Origin of the sequence: Collinsella aerofaciens, from assembly GCF_028206795.1 — a bacterium.
Classification (GTDB): domain Bacteria; phylum Actinomycetota; class Coriobacteriia; order Coriobacteriales; family Coriobacteriaceae; genus Collinsella; species Collinsella aerofaciens_AX.
Window position 1 is genome coordinate 167036 of sequence record NZ_JAQLFJ010000002.1, and the last position, 17136, is coordinate 184171.

The 17136-nt window shown below is 62.4% G+C and carries 15 protein-coding genes; all 15 read right to left on the reverse strand.

Features of this window, described 5'->3' with window-relative positions:
- Positions 1–8 precede the first annotated feature (8 nt).
- Positions 9–539 (reverse strand): hypothetical protein, encoded by a 531-nt coding sequence (locus PMX70_RS01865; RefSeq protein ID WP_271742659.1) that lies wholly within the window; start codon positions 537–539, stop codon positions 9–11.
- On the reverse strand, positions 540–3590 hold the full coding sequence (locus tag PMX70_RS01870) for a collagen-like triple helix repeat-containing protein (protein ID WP_271742660.1): 3051 nt from the start codon (positions 3588–3590) through the stop codon (positions 540–542).
- A 3-nt stretch (positions 3591–3593) separates the two neighbouring features.
- Positions 3594–3974 (reverse strand): DUF6711 family protein, encoded by a 381-nt coding sequence (locus tag PMX70_RS01875; RefSeq protein ID WP_271742661.1) that lies wholly within the window; start codon positions 3972–3974, stop codon positions 3594–3596.
- Between the two features lie 4 nt (positions 3975–3978).
- The gene (locus tag PMX70_RS01880) at positions 3979–9066 is read right to left on the reverse strand and encodes a phage tail family protein (protein ID WP_271742662.1); all 5088 of its coding nucleotides are present in this window, start codon (positions 9064–9066) and stop codon (positions 3979–3981) included.
- 41 nt (positions 9067–9107) lie between these two features.
- On the reverse strand, positions 9108–9440 hold the full coding sequence (locus PMX70_RS01885; RefSeq protein ID WP_271742663.1) for a hypothetical protein: 333 nt from the start codon (positions 9438–9440) through the stop codon (positions 9108–9110).
- A gap of 74 nt (positions 9441–9514) precedes the next feature.
- The gene (locus PMX70_RS01890) at positions 9515–9949 is read right to left on the reverse strand and encodes a DUF5055 domain-containing protein (RefSeq protein WP_271742664.1); all 435 of its coding nucleotides are present in this window, start codon (positions 9947–9949) and stop codon (positions 9515–9517) included.
- 46 nt (positions 9950–9995) lie between these two features.
- A complete protein-coding gene (locus tag PMX70_RS01895) occupies positions 9996–10475 on the reverse strand; it encodes a hypothetical protein (protein WP_271742665.1) in 480 nt (159 codons plus the stop codon).
- Between the two features lie 16 nt (positions 10476–10491).
- Positions 10492–10887, reverse strand: a complete 396-nt coding sequence (locus tag PMX70_RS01900; RefSeq protein ID WP_271742666.1) for a hypothetical protein — start codon at positions 10885–10887, stop codon at positions 10492–10494.
- The gene (locus tag PMX70_RS01905; protein ID WP_271742667.1) at positions 10884–11375 is read right to left on the reverse strand and encodes a hypothetical protein; all 492 of its coding nucleotides are present in this window, start codon (positions 11373–11375) and stop codon (positions 10884–10886) included. The genes PMX70_RS01900 and PMX70_RS01905 overlap by 4 nt, the downstream gene beginning before the upstream one ends.
- Positions 11372–11737 carry a hypothetical protein gene (locus tag PMX70_RS01910; protein ID WP_271742668.1) on the reverse strand — a complete coding sequence of 122 codons (366 nt, stop codon included), beginning with the start codon at positions 11735–11737 and terminating at the stop codon, positions 11372–11374. The genes PMX70_RS01905 and PMX70_RS01910 overlap by 4 nt, the downstream gene beginning before the upstream one ends.
- 5 nt (positions 11738–11742) lie before the next feature.
- Positions 11743–12081 (reverse strand): phage head-tail connector protein, encoded by a 339-nt coding sequence (locus PMX70_RS01915; RefSeq protein WP_271742669.1) that lies wholly within the window; start codon positions 12079–12081, stop codon positions 11743–11745.
- Between the two features lie 3 nt (positions 12082–12084).
- Positions 12085–13122: a hypothetical protein gene (locus tag PMX70_RS01920; protein WP_271742670.1), complete on the reverse strand. Its 1038-nt coding sequence runs from the start codon at positions 13120–13122 to the stop codon at positions 12085–12087.
- A gap of 11 nt (positions 13123–13133) precedes the next feature.
- Entirely contained in the window at positions 13134–13712 is a 579-nt protein-coding gene (locus PMX70_RS01925) for a hypothetical protein (protein ID WP_271742671.1), read from the reverse strand.
- A complete protein-coding gene (locus PMX70_RS01930) occupies positions 13713–15308 on the reverse strand; it encodes a phage portal protein (RefSeq protein WP_271742672.1) in 1596 nt (531 codons plus the stop codon). It abuts the gene before it with no gap.
- Between the two features lie 134 nt (positions 15309–15442).
- On the reverse strand, positions 15443–17095 hold the full coding sequence (gene terL / locus PMX70_RS01935) for a phage terminase large subunit (protein WP_271742673.1): 1653 nt from the start codon (positions 17093–17095) through the stop codon (positions 15443–15445).
- Positions 17096–17136: the final 41 nt, after the last annotated feature.

The following is a 17136-nucleotide window of genomic DNA, read 5'->3' on the forward strand; positions in this document are numbered from 1 at the left end:
ATTCCTTTCTATGCGAGTGTCAGTGTGGCGCCGGATGCCGTGCACGACGAGGCGAACGTGATGGTGTCACCTGATGCCTTTGCCTTGGACGACGGGCAGTAGACCGTACCGTCCGAATATATAAACTCGTCGCTGAGATTGGCGAGCCGCTGGAACAGCTGGGCGTTCTGCTGCTTGAGCGCGGCCATGTCGGAGCTGCCAGCGCTGCCCAGCGCGACCGAGTTTGCAATTTGGATGGCCTGGTTTGCCGCAGCGTCGGCACGTGATGCCGCGCCGGACGCCTGCTGAGATGCCTTATTCGCCGCGTCGGTGATTTCCTTGATAATCGCGCCGTTGTTCTGGTCTACCGCGTCGTGGACGTTGTCCACCATGTCCTCGTAGGTCGCCACGCGCTTCACGTCGCCAGCCGCAAAGCAGATGTACGCGGCCTTGCCGTCCTTGGCCCCGGAGTCGCCGGACACGACGACAGCCCACTCTCCGGGCATCAGCTTTGCCGGGTTGAAGTTCACATATGCGCCACGGCGCATCTGGATTGCCATTTAATACCCCTTATACTGCGAGTCCGCTGGTGTGTAGTAGTCCCATCCGACGAGCAGCCCCTTCTCGAAGGTCAGGACGTAGTCCCTGATGATGTTGTTCATCGCGACTGGGATGCGCACCTGACACGTGAGCGGAAAGCTGTCAGTGACTTCTTTGACGAAGTTCTCCCTGTTCAGGAACGCACCCGTGCTCTTCTGGGAAATCTCGCCGCCGTAACCGGGAGACGAGTAGAAAACGTCGATGCCGTTGATGCAGACATGAACTCCGTTTGCGATAAGAACGAGACTGACCGATATGGTGTAGCACGGAAGTCCGTTACTCCCCGCTTCGCTGCTCTTCTTTAGCGTGAATGCGACGATGAACGGCTGCGACTGAACCGTAAAGGATTGCGTGTCCTTGCTCGTGTCGATCTCATACTCAAGAGGGTCGTACCTGCCACCGAGAATGTGCCTGTACCCGTTGGCGTAGAAATCGACCCTGACGCCGATTGACACTCGCGTCTTTCCAGCATAAGTGAATGCCTGAGCCTTCTCGGTGCAATCGAATCCATATGTCTTCGGGTCTGATGCGACTCCAGTGGCCTCCCAAATCGGACTGCCGTTGTAGCCGCTCTTTGAGACCGTGACCATCTTGTAGCTCTTTGGCTTGATGGTCAGTGCGTCCTTTACGCCACCCGACATGAAGGAGATGCCGGAAGATGACACGCTCACGGAGTTGGTATCGTCTCCGATGCTAAGCAGGTTCCTGATAGCGACCCGCTTTGCGTCGATTGAGCCGCTGCCGATGTAGTCTGCGTTGACGAACAGCTGGCCGTCCTGCGTGAACAGTCCCTTAATCTTGCCGTTGTCGGTCAGCAGGTTGAAAACCTTTTTCTGGTCTAGTCCGTTGACCGTGTCAACCGCAGTCTTGGCGTTTTGGTTCGCCGAGGTCAGAGCCGAGTTGAACACGGGGTCGGTATACGATGTGCCGCCGTCGCTCCACGTGATGTGAAGTCGCTGCCAGTAGTACTTCCCGCTGGACCAAGCAGGGACAGATGTCGACCATGAGCCGCCAGTGACGGCGCTCGGGGTGGTGCTCAGGTAGTACTCTGGGACGGACGACTTGATACCGCGACCGTCTTTGCCGTTGGTGCCGTTGGTGCCGTTGACTCCAGCCGGGCCAGCAGGGCCTCGGGAGCCAGCCGCTCCGTCCTTGCCGTCTGCTCCGCTGATGCATGACGGCATGGACTCAATCTGCGCGCCGCTCTGCATGACGGTGATGATTTTGAACCAGATGTAGCTGCCAGCCTTGCGCGGAGGGCAGGAGTCCTGCCAGCCGCTCGTCGGGGCCGTGGTGCTGCTGGTCGACGTGGCGTACTTCGTCACGGTCTTTGACGCGGCCACATCCGTGGTGGCGATGACCTTGCCGCCGACGGTCGATTTATTCCCAAGCTTAAGGTTGGCCTCTTCGGTGTCCAGGTCGATGAAGCTGTTTCCATTCTTCGAGCTGATTCGGCCAGTAGTCAGGTAGTCCGCGTTGATGCCGATCGCGTAGATGCGGTTCAGCACCGCGTTGCCGTCAGCGCTGAGTCCCGTGGCGTAGGTCTTTCCGGCATCGGTGGAGATGCCGATTCCGCTCGCGGTCACCTTGTAGATAATCTTCGACTGCCCGGTAGTTGGCTTGTCGTGCAGGTAGTACACGGTGGAGCCGTCGGGCTGCTTCGCCTCGGTGTGGTAGAGTCCGCTCGCGTTGGCAAGAGACTCCCCCAAGTTCTTGATCGTCTCGTCCCTGATGCCGAGTTCCTGATGCAGCTCGTTGCGCGCCCTGACCACTGCGGACGTGCTCGCTCCCGCGTTGTCCGCGCTATTCCTGCTCGCGCTCTTGGCGCCGCACGAGACGGTCATGCCGCCGTTCACGGAGTACTTCACGCGAGTCACGTAGGTCTTGTAGACATTCTGCTTGCGGTCGATGACGTAGGCGCAGTCCCCCGCCTCCAGGCTCGGGACGCAAATGTGCTTGCCGCTGAACGGCCTGAACCTAAGACCGATAACCTTGGCACCGATGCGGTCTGCGACGGACTTGCCAGTGCCCGGGATGATCAGAGGGTTGTTGCTCACGTCGAGCACGTAGCCCTCGGTTCCGACCGTGTAGGTGCCGCCGTTGGTCGTCTTGCTTCCGACCGTGACGCTGCGCTCGGTCACGCGTACCCCGGTGATTACGACGTCATCCGTGTTGACCGTGATGTTGCTAAAGGCATAGAGCCTGTGGACGTTCCTGTTGGTGAAGAACGTGCCGCCGTCTGCGGACGCGCCGCTTGAGTAGTCGGTGAAGTTGCCGCCGTCCTTGGACGCTCCCGTTGCGTAGGGCTTGGCAGAGTCGAACTGGCCGCCGTCCAAGTCGGACTCCGCCTCGAACGGAGCGGAGTCGTACCAGACCGTCCTGAGCCTGCCGTCGTTGGTGATGGAGGCATTTACGCAGAGCGCCTGACATGCGTACGCCAGAGCCTGCCTGCACGTGGCGTTGCTGTCGACGTAGCCGTACTCGAACTTTGTGTCGAACGCCTTGTCCCCGCCATCGGCCCAAGTGACTCCGCAGTGCCTGCACATGTCGGTCAGGAGCGTGCGGACGGATGCGTTCGCCCCCTGCAGGGCGCCGACGGACGCGAGAAACGTCCTGAACGGCTTCTCGAACTTGGACATGTTGTCGAGCGCGGAGATGGCAATGGTTCCGTTGTAGGAGTCCGGCTGGTTGGCGGTGTAGACGCCGCGCTGAATCCACTCGGTGCCCTTTGACAGCTGCTTGCCGACCCAGACGATAAACTGCGCCTTGGTGAAGTCGCAGGTGTCGAACCTGCCGTCGTGGTTGTTGAGCGTGATGGTCATCTGGCCGATAATCGCCGTGCCGATGTCGAACGAGCTGTCGGATGAAACCTGCTGGTCGAAATCGCAGGCAACGATGTCATCGCCAGTCAGCTGGCGCACGGTATTGTCGGCGAAGGTGATTTTCGCCTTGATAAGCTGGTTAGAGTTCTCGTTAAGGGACAGCTCGTACTCGCTGCTGATGCTGAGCATGGGCTACCTCTCGATCAAATCGAAGCTGAGGGTCTTGTATCGGGTTCCGCTGACCCAGACGTACTGGAGCGGCGCGGAGCGGTCGCCGACGTAGAAGCAGCGCGTCTCCATGCATCCATCCATCGCGTCCCAGTAGCGGACGTAGATGTACTCCGGGTTGACGGCCTGCAGGATTGCCGCAACCTGGGCTGCTGTGGGCTGCGCCCAGGTGCACTTGAGCTTGCGCTTCTGGCAGAGGCGCTGCTTGTACATGGTCGCGGTCGAGTCCATGACTCGTCCCGCATCGGAGCCTGACACGTCCTGCAGGCCCCATTCGAGCGAGGACGGGTCGGGCGAGACGGGGCGCACGCTGCTCGCGCTCGCCCCGATGCTCAGGATTGCCAAGTGGCTACTCCAAACTCACCACGCCTCGACGCGCGAGGCTTTCGTTACCCTTGACGACCGCGCGGGCAAGGTCCTCGTTGCCGACCCGCAGGACGATGGTGGTGTCTCCGCCGCCGTTTGCCTGCTGGCCGCCGAGCTGCCCGGTGGTCATCGCGGACTGCACCATGGCCTTGGTCATGGCGCTTACCGCAGTCTCAGTCTCGAATGAGGTCGGAAAACCCTCGTGCGAGGTGTAGCGGCTGGACGAGCCGTCGAACGTGGACGCCGAGGTGGAGCGTGCAAGGTTCTCGGAGTCCTGCAGCATGGATGCGACCTTGGAGCCGTCGAAGCCGTCGCCGATCGCGTTGACGTAGGCCTTGCCGACGTTCTCGCCGAACTTCGCGGCCTCCTTCGTGGCGTCGAGCGACTGGGCGGTCATGTCCGCGACGGCGTCGGACACCGTCTTGGCGCTGTCGGAGATACCGATTGCGAAGCCCTCGCCGAAGTAGCCGCCGATTTCCATCGTGACTCGGGACGGAGAGTGGATTCGCAGCGCACGGCGCATCCTGTTAGCAGCGTTGGTCGCAATGACCTCTGCGGTGTTGTAGATTGTCCAGCGGGTGCTCCACAGGCCGTCGTCGAATCCGTAGCCGACATATCGTCCGGCGTTCTCGTACCAGCCGCGATAGTCGCGCAGTCCGCTCTCGCCGGATGCCGCGACGGAATGCGCGGCGGAGCTTACGTTCACGCCACGGAGTCCATTCTTGAAGCTGTTGCCGAGCGCCCTGCCCGAGTTGCTGGCCGCACCGCTGCCGTTGCGGAAAGCGTTCGCGGCCCTGTTGGACGCGCTGGACGCCGCAGACACCGCTCCGCTGGCGGCGTTCGACAGGCCGCTCCTGTAGCTGTTCATGACGGCGGTTCCGGCGCTGTGGGCCGTTCCCGTGCTGGAGCGGAAAGCGGAAACGACCTTGCTGCTCACGCTGCGTGCCGCGCTCGCCGCAGACTCGGCACCTGCGCTGATGCCGTCGCCGTAGCCGCCAGACATGTTCTTGCCAGCGGACTTCGCCTTGGTGTATCCGGTGCCGCCGTTGAAGCCCGTGACGGCCTTGTCGCGCACGCCCTCGGCCTTCGACTTGACGTTTGCGGCACCGCTGTTGATGCCGTTGGCGAAGTTGTTCACCATCGTCTCGCCGCTGGTCTTGGCCTGCTTCTTGGCGGAACCGAACTCCTTGGCAGTCTCCTCGGACGTTTTCTTGGCCTCGGACTTGGTGTTCTCCTTCTCGGATTTAACGCCGTCCGTGGCGCCCTTGGCGTTCTTCTTGCCAGCCTCGTTCGACTTGGTTGAACCGGCGCCGAGTGCGTTGGCAAACGAATCGGTACCGGAGTTCGCTGCGTCCTGAAGTTGCTGGATGAACTGCTGCGACTGCGCGCTGGTCGGGTTGTTGACGACCTCCTGCAGCGCCGTCGCCATCTTCTCGGGTCCGGCGTCGCGAAGCGCCTGAACCATGGAGCTGTTCATGTCCCAGCCCGTGATGGTGCACAGCTGAATCAGGTTGTCGGACCACTGCTGCTGTACGGCGAGGTTGTTGGCGAGGTTGTTGTTGACCGTCTCAAGCGACATGCTCGAACCGGTCTCGATCGCGTCGAAGCTGTTGATGGTCTTCTGCGAAAAGCTGTCAATCTGCTGCGCGACGTTATCGAACGACTGCCCAGTTTCCGCGAGGTGCTGCGCGAACTCCTGCTCGGAGAAGCCCGCCATAGCCAGAGCGTCTTTCAGGTTGTCGTGAGACTGCTCGTACTGCTTGATGGACTCGACGTTGTTCTTGACCTGCTGCTCCTCCTCGGACAGGACCTCGTTGGCCTGCTTAGTGGAGTCCGTCGCCTCTCCCGTGGCATCGCTCAGGCCGAGGAAACCGAGGACCGCGTTTCCGATGCCGTCGATGATGGGCTGGAGCAATGTCAGGATGCCGCTCAGCGCAGCCATGAACACCATTCCGGGGAACGCGGAGATGGCGGCGTTCAGCAGGCTCTGCGCGGCGGCTCCAGCAGTCTTTGCAACAGTCATGGCGGTCTCAGCGACAGTCATCGCTCCAGTTGCGACGGTGCTCGCGCCTAGCTTGGCCGTGTTTGCGGCAACCTCGGCGCCAGCCTTGAGTTCGGCGGCGGCCATCTTGCCAGCGCCCGCGACGGTCTTGTCCTGACTAGCCGCGTAGTCCATAGCGGCCAGCTTAGCGGAGTTCAGCTTGTCCCTGGACTGCTCCAAGGCAAGGTTGCTCTCGGCAGTCTTGACTCGCATGGCTTGAGTCTTGACGCCAAGTTTCTCGGCGTATGTCGCATTCTCGCCGAGAGCGGAACGGGCCTCGTTCAGCTTGGTTCGCTCGTTGGCGAGCGCATCTGCGGCGTCTGCCGTAACAGTCTTGGCGCGCTCGGTCGCCTTTGCAGCGAGATCGGTCTTGTCCTTCGAGATTCCGAGAGCAGACGCGAGCTTGCCAAGGCCCTCCTTGGCGCTCTCGACTCCGGTTTTGAGGTTCGACTTGAGGTCGGTCGAGAGAAGCTTCACCTTATCGGACGACTCAGCGGACTTGCCGGAGACAATATTCGCCATAGCGCTGAAAGCCGTGCCGATTCCCTGCAGCCCCTTGGCGATGCCGTTGGTGACTGCGAGGGCGGTGAGGGCTGCACCGAGCATCGTCGCTGCGACGCGAGCTGGCTCGCTGTTGACAAGCAGCTCAAGCATAACCTGAAGGACGGCATTGATTGCCTGGAAAGCGACGGCAGCGGTGGTGAACGCAACGTTCGCTACGGACTCCGCGAGCTGCAGCACAAGAGTTGCGCCGATGCCAGCGGCCTGACCGAGCTTGCCCAAGGCGTCCACGTTGCGCGTGAACCAGTCCTGCCAGCTCTGCAACACGTCGATGCACAGGTAGATGGCACCGCGCAGCTTATCGCCAATCCATGCGACCAGCTGGATAATCGCCGTGTCGGTGAAGCCCTTAATCATGGTGCCGACGCCGTTGATTGCAGCGGAGAGCGTCAGGCACATCTGCGCCGTGAGGTCGAACGACAGGGCGATGGTCTCGGGGAAGTTGAGCGCGACGATGAGCGGCCCGATGATTTCGACAATCTGTCGAACCGTGTTGCTGATAAGGTTCGCCACGCCAGCGATCTCGTTCTTGACGGCGCCGACGATGTCGAGTCCGTCGAACTGGTGCTGGATTGCCTTGCCCAGAACCTTAAAGTCATCGACGAGCGGCTGGAACGCCTTGCCGATGCGGTTCAGCATGTCCATAATCTCGTCGTACAGCTTGTCGGTCAGGCCGTCGCCGAGCGCCCAGTCGTAGTCATCGAGCTTGATGTCGGAGATGTTCGGGGCGCCGCCGCCACCGCCTGCGCCGCCACCGCCGCCGGAACCGGAGCCGCCAGTGCCGGAGCCGCTGGAGGTCTCGTTGAACTTGTTGATTTCGTCGAAGCCCATGAGCTGGCGCTTCAGTTCCTCGACCTGCTTCGCGGCCTTTCCGGCCTTGTTGCCAGCGCCTCCTGCGGCGTTACCGGCGTTGCCGATGGCGTCTGCGGCGTCATCCGCTGCTGCGGCGGTGCCCTCGTATGCGCCGCCGTCGCCGAAGCCCATGTTGGCGATGGCGGTGCCGCCGGTCACCTTGGCGAGCAAGTTTGCGAGCGTGGCAACTGCCTTGACGACAGCGACGGCCACCGGGATGATGGCCTGCAGCATCGGCAGGAACACGTTGCCGATCGCCTGAGCGGCGGTCTGCATCTGGCTCTTGAGGACTCGGATTTGGTTGGCGGGAGACGAGATGGTCTTGGCGAGGTCGCCGTGCGCCCAGCTGACCTGCGACATTATCGCCTTGTAGCGGAGCATGGCCTTCTCGGCCTGCGTCATGTTCGACACCTGCTCGTTGAGGCCCATGTTGTAGGCCTCCTGCTGGAGGCGCGCGGTGGTCAGGTCGTAGCCCAGCGCTCGAAGCGGCTCAATCTCTCCGGCGAGGCCGGAGCGGACCTTCTCGAACGCCTCGTCGTTGCTGATGTTGAAGAACGACGCGAGGTCGTAGGACAGCTGCGTGAGTCCCTTGGACATGGTGTACGCGTTGTTGGCCGCGACGCCCATGCCCTGCGCCATGGTCATGAAGGTGCCCTGGTTTTTCAGGAACTCGCCCGAGTTGATGCCGAGCGCGGCCTGCACCGCGTCAGCGTACTCGTGCGCTGTGGCGGCGTACTGGCCGAGCGAGGTGTCGGCGAGGTTGATATTCTCGATGTAGCGGTTGGACTGGTCGACGCAGTAGGCGATGCCCTGCGCGACCTTGTAGAAGGTCGACGCCACAGTCGCCACGGCGCGGATGACCGATGCCGAGGTGCGCATCTTGGATATGAAGCTGTCGAGCGCGGACTCGGCCTGCTTGGTGCCGCTGGCCGCGCTGGCGCCGAAGCTCTTGGACGCGCTCTTTATCGTCCTGAAACCGGACGCGACGCTCGCGAACTTCTCAGGGAGCTTGCCCAGAGAGTCGTTGATAGCATCGCAGGCGGCGCGGAAGGACGTCATGTCCATCTTGTCGAGCGTCGCGGCAAGCTCGGGCAGCTTCTTGAGCGCGTTGACGGTGGTGCCCAGGTTGGACCTCGGCAGGGCGCTCAGCTCCGCGAGCGAGGTGTACAGGCTGTGGAACTTGGTCGCGTCGAAGCTGACCTGGTTCATCTCCGCGACCGAAGCGGCGATTTTCCTGATTTGGTTGGCGATGCTCGAGGACAGCTTGAGTCCGCTCAGCGAGCGGACGGAGTTGACCGTCTCGCGCACCTGGGCGGAGCTGTTCATCTGGGACGCGGCCGACGCGATAGCGGAGACGTTCTTCGCCACGGTGGACGAAATCTTGATTCCCTGCAGCTGTCGGACGGCGTCCGCCACTGCGGCGATGTTCTTGCTGTCCACGCGGGCGGACGACAGCTTCCCGATGCCGTCCGCGACCTTGGACAGCGACGTGCCGACGCCGCGAGTGCCCGTCTTGAGTTCTTTTACGTCATCGGCTAGGCCTCTGACGGCGCTGCGGGCGTTGTCCGCCTTGGTCTCGATAGAGATTCGCAGCTGGTCGATGCTGGCTTCTGCCACGGCTACCCCATTTCTGGGGGCGCAATCCCGCCGTGCTTACACTAGGCTGGCCCATGTCCCATGAGCCATAAAGCCATTTTCTCGTGCGCTGCCTTCTCCTCGTGCGCCGCAGTCTCCTCGGGAGTCCTAGACGACGTGATGCCGTAAGGCTCCTCCGGGTAAGGCTCGGGGTCGGCATTCTTGACGAACGGGTTGAGCGCCGGGACCAGCGAGGCGATGGAGTTGTAGACGTAGAGTCCCATCTGCCAGCGCTCCCACTCCCCGCGCTCGTCGCGCTGCCTCTGGGACTCCCTGAAAGCGGCGTACAGCCAAGGGTCGCCGTCCCAGTACTGCTCGACGGTCATCCCGAATGAAATGGCAGAGGGGAGCGCCATATCGAACGCGTGTCCAAGAGGACAATCGCCCGTATAGCGCTCCCCTCCATCGGAAGGTTTCTTATCTTCCCCGGCTAGACCAGACGGAACTTCATTCGGGACTCGGTAGGGTTTTCGATAAGAGCGGTCATCGGCTGGTTGAACAGCGCGACGAGCAGCGCAATCATGTACGGCTTGTCCTCGATACCCTGCCAGATGCCAAGAACCTCGTTGAAGGTAATCTTGGGCTGCTCCTTCTTGAACGCGGGCATGACGAAGTCGCTGATGAACCTCTCAAGGGAGGTCAGGGTGCTGTGAGAGAGCATTTCGGTGGCGTACTGCGACGTGATGCCCTTCTTCTCCATGTCCTTGACCATCTTGCGGGAGTAGCACAGGGTGTACTCGGTGCCGGTCTCCTCGTCCTCGATGACGATCTTGTCGTGGCCCTTGATGTCCTCAAGCGCCTTGGCAGCGATGTTGATGTCCTCGGCGTTCTCGGTTGCCTCGATGTTCTCGGTGTTCTCGTCCATGTCTTACCTTTCTTTCGGTTTGCAATCCCTATCGGTTCGGTTTTGTCTAGGCGGCGTCCGGCAGGAGCTTGGGCGCGGTGACAGTGGAGACGACAATGGTGGTCTCGCGGACCTTGTCGACCTCTCCGCCGTTCTCGAAGTAGCTCAGGCCGCCCTGCCAGAAGTAGATGCCGTCGTGTCCATCGGGCTTGCCAGCGGCGTCGACGCCCATGACGATTGCCCACCACTCGGCCTCGCCCAGCTTCTCAAGGCCAGCGAGCTTGGTGGAGTCGCCCTTGGTGTAGTTGGCGGTCATCTTGACGGCCTCCTGCTTCTTGACGCCCTTGACGTTCTTCTGGGATTCGTCGGCGAGCGTGGTGGCGTCGAGGTTGTTAGGCTCGCCGCCGAGGTCGCTGTAGCTCTTGATGTTCACGACGTTCTCGGCCTTGGCGAAGTCGGCCGCAGTGGGGGCGGCGGTCAGGTTCTTAAAGTGGAAGAAATAGGTGTTGATGGTTGCGGTGGGAGTGGTGGATGCAGCTACTGCCATGTATTTTCCTTTCAAGTTACCAAGGCGCAACGGTGCCCGACTTGTCGAGCTTTGCGCGCCAAGTCGCAGCGAGACGGCGAACGCTGGGGTCGACATCGGCAACTTCCGTCCAATTCGACCTGCGGAAACCGCAACGGGCCAGCGCCTCGTCCGCTGCAACTAGGATGTTTCGTGCCTCGAAAACGCTCGTGCCGGAAAACGACTGGGCGTCTACCGCCGTCCGCGTCCACAGCTCCACGCCGGAGCTGTCGCGCGTGCTCTCGTCCTCTCCGGGGAACCGGAACTGAACTAGGAGCGCGGGCAGTTTCGAGTCCTTTGAGTTGATCGCGCTGGAGGTGACGGTGCATTTCGGGTACCTCTTGGTCACCTCTTGGCGCACGTAGTTGAAGATTCGGGTGGAGTGGTCGTTCATGACTTGAAAATCCTCTTGGCGGTATTGACGACCTCGGAACGCGCCTCGTCCGCACCGGCGCCCATGAATCGGCTTGCGATATGGCCGTGCGTGAAGCCGTACGTGCCGTCGTCCTTCGGGTAGGTCCAGCCGGACTCTCCCCTGCCGCTCTGGTTGACCGTGTAGCCGTTCTCGGAGCCGTATGCGGCGTCTCCACGGATGCCGGAACCGAACTCCAGGATGTGGCTCAGGGGCACCTCGTATGAGCCGTCGGCGGGCGACAGGACCGGTCCGTTTGCGAAGGCCTCCGCGCCGTCCGCAGTCCTGCGGTAGCCGATCGTCTCGGTCACGCGCGTAGAAGGGCACAGCTCTTTTGCCGTGTCGGCCGCAGTCTCGGCAAGCTCCTCGGCGAGCTGGCCCGACTTCTCGTCGAGTCCGTCCGCGTATCCGCGAAGCCGCTTCTCAAGCGCCGCGAGCGAGCTATAGGACAGCTCTGCCGTGATGTTCATCGGCCGTCGACCCTCGTGAGTCCGAACGCGAAGTAGTTGAGCGACGGGGACACGCGCTTTACCTCGTACGCACCGGACATGGAGGGCTGGCCGTCAGCCAGCAGCTCGGGCTTGTCCCCTAGCCACATGCGGTCGCCCTCGTCGATGCCCCAGCGGTTCGACTCGGCCACCAGCTGCAGGTCGTATGCGACCTGCGTTCCGAACGGGCTGGAGGAGCTGTCGCCGCTGGGGGCGGACGCGTTCACGCGGACCTCGACCGGGTCGGACCAGCCGTTTACGTACTCGCCGGTACCGTACTCGCCGTCCATGATTTCGGTGCGCGATGGCTTCGAGAGCCACATGGCGCGCCTGTTGCGCTCCATGCACCTCACTGGACGGACCTCGACTTGCATCGCGGGACGATGCGCTGCAGGAGCTGCTTGGAGACGCCTGCGTTCGATCGGGTTCGGGTGATGCCGTTCTCGACGTGCGTAATCTCGTTGTCGGCCCCGCGCCAGTTGTACATGTCCGCCGCAATCAGGCACTGCAGGGAGTCGTATCGAGGCTCCCATGCGACCGAGTCCGGGTCGTCGGCGAACGGGTTGCGCGTCTCCAGAATCAGGGAGCGGGCGGCAGACAGGTAGGCTGCGATCAGCCCGCCGTCTGCCTCCTGCCCTGCTCCCGTGAGGGCACAGACCTGTTTCAGCTTGTCCTCGTCGCTAAGCATGTTCTAAGCGACGCCCGGGGTGACGAGCTTCATGAACGGGATGGCGCGGTGCTCGCTGTAAGCCAGCGTCCAGTTGCCTGCGGTGGCGAGCTGGGCGTCGGTCGGCGAGATGACGGGGTTGCCCTTGTTCGGGTTGCTCGCGCCGGTCTCCTTGGGGGCGGTGAAGTTGAAGCCGTTTGGGTGGATGGCCTCGCGCAGGCGGTAGCCGAGGTAGCTGGTGCCGCCGCGCTTAAGCTCGTCGCGGCCGTTGAACACGGGGCGGGCGACGCTGATGTCGGCGTAGCGGAAGGCGCCCTCGCCGAACAGGTAGGTCGTGTAGGTCGCGGCCTTGGCGCCCTCGCCGGAGGTCGCGGGGGTGTGCGGCATCTCGTCGGTCACGAGGACGGTAAGGCCGTTGACCTGGTAGACGTTGAGGTCGGTGGTCACACCGTTGGGGTCGGTGTACTTGAGGTAGTCCACGCGCTCCATGTCCTCGAATGCCTGCGCAACGGAGGAATGCATGAGGGCGAGCTTGACGGTGGACTTGTTGTCGCCGTAGACCTTCTGGGCGGCGTCGGACAGCGTGGTGGCGGTCAGCTGGTCGACGGTGACGGTGTGGTCGGTCATGCCCTTGGCGCCGATAACGGCCTCGGCGATTCCGGCGAGGCGCTTGTTGCGCTTGGTCTGGCGCCACTTCGCGGCACGGGCTGCGATGGCGGCCATGGGGTTGGCGGTTGTGAAGTCCTGCGGGAAGTCGTCGGCGTACCAGCCGTGGGCGCGACCGTAGACGTAGCCGGTCTGCGAGCTGGCGCCGATGGTGGACAGGGTGATGTCGGTCACGCCGTCGTAGTTCTGCTCGTCGGCCTCGTCGAGGGCGTTGTAGAACGGGATGGTGAACTGGTTTCCGGCGTTGACCTTGGACTTGATAAGCGGGTCGTCGACCATGATGCCCGAGGTCACGAGGACGTTCTTGACAAGGTCAGGCTCGTCCTGGTAGTCGGCGAAGAAAATGTCCTCGTCGAACGGGAAGGTCTTGTCGGCCATGTAGAGTTTGCCAGCCATTTAATGCCTTTCTAAGAGAGGTTCTTCCATGCGTCGGGGTTCTGCTGCTTCCAAGCGATCTGCTCGGTGTCGCTCATAGCCCTGAACTGCTTCTTGGTCGTAATCGCGCCGTTGCCCTCGTCGCCGCCATGCGGCTGCGGCATCCCAGCCAGCGCCTGCTTCTTGGCGTCATCGGCTGCGGCCTTGGCCTTGGCGGCCACGACGTCGGCGATTGCCTTTGCGGCTGCGGTCGTCTCGTCGCGGGTGCCGCCGATGACGGAGCCGATGAACGGCTTGTACTCGTCCTCGGACATGCCGGCGCCTGCGAAAACCGCCGCTGCGGTCGCCTCGTTGAGGTCGCGCAGGGCCTGCTTTGCCGTCGCGTTTGCGGCGTCGAGCTGCTTCTGCCACTGCTCGTCTGCCGTGAGGTTCTTGTTGGCCTCGTCCTCAAGGGACGAAATCTTGCCGTTTGCCTCCTCAAGCTGGGCTTTCAGCGTTTCGATTGCGGCCTTTCCGGCGTTGACGTCCTCGCCGTTGGCCCGCATGATCGCGTCGATGACCTCCTTGGAGGCACCTTCGCCGAGCAGGGACTTGAGCTGGTCACGATTCATTTAGTTGCTTTCCTTTCCTTGGCTACGCTTTGTTGACGGGGGTCGCGTCCCCTTGCCTGCGGCGCTGACGCTGCCGCCTGCGGACTCGCCGGGTTTCCCGGCATTGCTATCTGCACCGGAGTCGTCTCCGGGGTTGACCGATTTGGCCTGGGCCAGCTCCATCTGGCGCTGCGCCTGCTCGTCCGCGTAGGACTTCGAGAGGTCGTATGCCGTCTCGGGGTCGGGGAACATGCCGCAGTACTCGAAAGCGAGTCGCGGGTGCACCTTGCCGCAGCCGAGGATGGTCGACAGCACCTGCGCCTTGGACTGGATTGCCTCGTAGTTGCGGCGAGTGAACTTAATGTCGACGTCGCGCGGCCTGAGTCCGAGGTTGATGGAGGTATCGAGGATAGTGGCGACTGCCTGCAGGAACAGGCGCTCGCCGCGCTTGAAGTGGACCTCGGTCTCCTTGCAGCGGCTCTCGCTGTTGGACCAGCCGTCGCGCATGGTGACTGCGGCGCCCGTGTCCGAGGTGGAGCCTGAGCCACCGACGTTGAACGGCATTCCGCAGATGGACAGCGCGGTCTTGTAGAGCGCATCCACCAGCGTCTGCGTCTGGTCCTGGTTAAGCTCGGAGGTGAGCATCTGCACCGAGGCCTTGTTCTCGTCGGTGGAGTGGATTTGCAGGCATCCCATCTCCATGAGCTTCTTGAAGCCCGTTTCGGCGTCATCGTCCTCGAACTCGACGTTCTCGAGCACGAGAAGCGCCTGCACGAACTGGGCGATGGCGTCGACCCTGTTGGACTCGATTTCGTTGATTGCGTCGAGCAGGCTCAGGACGGCCTCGAAAACGCCCATGCGCTCGGAGTTGGCGTCGTACTCGATGATCGGAACCATGCCGAGCGGGTTCACGGCCGTCTTTACGGAGTCGCTGTCGACCGTGAATACGAGTCGGTCGGTGTAGACGCTGTAGATTGGTTCGTTGGTCACGTCATCCATGACGTAGGTGACGGCGAACAGCGGCTCATGGAACGCGTCGTTGGTGTAGACCACGAACGTCCTGCGCGGGTCGAGCGACGCGACCTTGAACGGCTGCTCGTCGTCGATGGTCTTGCCGTCCCCCGAGTTCGGGAGCACGAGCCTGTAGCCGACGCCGCAGACGCACATCCACTGGACAATCTCCATGTCGCAGGCGTGCTTGTCGGCGGCGATGCAGAAGTCGTTGAGCTGCTGGACCTTGTGGCTCAGCTCATCGTTCACCTGCTCGACGTCCTCGCAGTCCTTGGAGGAGCCGTGCGCGCTGTAGGCGATAGGCTCCCCGGCAAGCGAGTCGGCGCGGTCCTTGGCAATCTGGTACGCCCTGTTCTCCAGGACGATGTTCTTGATTTCGGGACGGACTTCCTTCTTGCGGTAGATGACCGGCTGGTAGCCGAGGAAGTACTTCCACAGGTAGTCGATGTCGGAGGAGTTGCAGCCGTGCACCATCGTCGAGCGGTCCAGCACCTCGCGCACGTTCGCGGCGGTGATGTTCTGCTCGCCGCACACGATACGGCGCCTGCCGTGGAGCAGGGTGCTCTTGATGCCCTTGTTTTCAGATTCGCTGTAGGTCTCAGCCAACTTATCTCCGCTTCTCGCTCGATGCTGGCTGGCCGGAAGGAAGGAGGTGAAAACGGCCAGCCAACAGCGATTCAATGGGGATTGCGCCCCTATTGGGAGATGTTCGGTTCGGCGCCGAAAACCTTCGTGCCGGATTAGAACGGCCTCTTGGTTACGCGCGCCTTGGCCCTAAGCGACTTGCTCAGGAAGTCCGCGAGCATCGACAGCGCGTCCGGCGCGTCGTCGTGCTGGTTCTTGCCGTCGAGGACGTACGAGGTGATTTGGCCCATGGCGATCGAGTAGTCGGAACCCGGCTCATAGAGCGTCGTGTCCCTGAAAACGCAGTTGTCGATGACCCACGAGGAGCTTGCGAGGATTCGGGTCTCCTTGTTCGACCCGGTGTACTTTTTGGAGACGGCGCACAGCGCGCCCCTCTCCTTGAGCATGTCGGCGACGTCCTCGGCGACCTTGCCGCCAGCGGCGTTCGACTCGAAGCGCGCCTGCTGTACGCCGTATTTGTCGATGAAGTTCACGAGTCGCTGGTTAACGGTCTTTGGGGCGGAGTGGTCGCACAGGAAGTCGACGATGAACCACTTGTCGGAGCCACGCCACTGCGCGGCGATCGGCATCGCGCAGTAGTCCTCACCCGCGCCCTTGGTGTCGACGACAGCCATGACGCGGTCCGGCTCCCCTGCGGGCAGCTCCAGATAGCGTTCGAGGGAATCCGGGCTGTACAGCTGCCCCTCGCGGACGAACGGCGTGCCGTCGTACTTGGCGGCATAGGTCGCGCTGTCGGTGGTGCGCTGCATGTCGAGGTAGTACTTGCGGTCGAACCCTACGCCGTACAGGTAGTCGAAGTTGCTCTCGCCGGAAATCGGGTCGAGCGCGGGGATGGTCAGGATGTGGAACCCGCTCTCGCCCTCGTGGAGACGGGTCATGCGGCCGATTGGGTCGTTCACGTCCCAGCGCGTGCCGACCATGAGCTGCCTGGAGCCGGTCTTTCGGCGGTCGTAGCACTGGTTGATGTAGGCCTCCCACTTGCCCTGCAGTCGGCGCGGGGACATGGCCTCCTCGAGGTCCTTGACCAAGTCATCCGCATACAGCCAGCCGCCCTCGCCGACCTCGACTGCGCCCGTCAGGGTGCCCTCGACCGATCGGCAGGTGCATGTCGGGTAGGCCCCGTGCTTCTTGAGCGAGAAGGCCTCGTCCTCCGAGGACTGCCACACCAGTGGCGAGTCGGGGAAAATCTCGGAGAACCTGTACTCAGGGTCGATTACGAACTGCAGGCACTGCTGGTAGAAGTGCTTGGTCAGCTTGTCCGAGTGCGCCGTCATCAGGTTGGAGTGGAGCGGGTCGCGCCCGAGGTGCCAGACCATGGCCATCGAGCAGTTGGACGATTTTCCGGTACGCGGAGGCATGGAAACGCTCAGGAACTCTGCGTTCGGGTCGGTCTCGAACCACTGCAGCTCCTGATAGAGCCGCCACAGCTGCTTTCGCCTCGGGAGCCATAGCCTGCTGTCCGGCGTTCGGTCGATTTCCATCGCCTGCGCGAACGAGTCGAAATCCCACTTGCCGTCGAGCGTCAGCAGGTCGCGGTGGGCCTCCATGAGGGCCGAAATGCCCTCGACGTCCGCCCAGCCGCCGCGCATGGCGGCAATCACGGCGTCGAGCGACGCTTTCAGGGCGTCGTGTTCGTCCGTCCCGTCATGCCTGCGCTGGCGCTGCATGGACACGAGGTCGCGGTACGCGCCTATGTCCCTCGGGTTCAGGGAGATGTAGTTGAGTATGTTCTTGGTAAGTGCATCCATGCCGCATAGGGTCGCGGCGGTGCAATTTCCGCTCGTGCGGC